The organism is Allobosea sp. P4_C6 (assembly GCF_056402015.1).
The window spans coordinates 1-531 of sequence record NZ_JBFUIF010000342.1 but is presented as its reverse complement, the minus strand read 5'-3'; the positions used below and the strand labels follow the sequence as shown (position 1 = coordinate 531).

The window sequence follows — 531 nt, the reverse complement described above, 5'->3', positions numbered from 1 at the left end:
GGCCCTGGGTGAGTTGCTGGCGGCGAACGGTGTCCGATCAGTCCCGTTCAGCTCCGCAGGCGACTATATCGGCTCGAACAAGCCCGATCACCCGGCCTGCCTGATTCTCGATGTCGAGCTGCCCGATATCAACGGGCTGGAGCTGCAGCGCCAGATCGCGCAGGGAGACCATCCGCCGATCGTCTTCATCACGGGGCATGGCGACATCCCATCATCGGTGCGAGCCATCAAACATGGTGCCGTCGATTTCCTGACTAAGCCGTTCAGCGATACGGCGCTGCTCTCGGCCATCCGCTCGGCGATAGCGCAGGATCGGGAAACAAGGGCCAAACGCGCCGAGCTCACGCTGCTGAAGCAACGCTATCACGAGCTCTCTCCGCGAGAGAGAGAAGTCCTTCCGCTGGTCGTGAGCGGACTGTTGAACAAGCAGGCTGCGGCTGAGCTTGGTATCAGCGAAGTCACCCTTCAGATCCATAGAAGAAACGTGATGCAAAAAATGGCGGCGACATCGCTCGCCGACCTGGTGCGAAT

At 60.5% G+C, this 531-nt stretch carries 1 protein-coding gene; it reads left to right on the top strand.

The window, feature by feature from the left end; translation table 11 throughout:
• A partial coding sequence (locus AC1DVA_RS29025; protein ID WP_476808224.1) for a response regulator transcription factor occupies nucleotides 1–531 on the top strand: 531 nt, incomplete at both ends.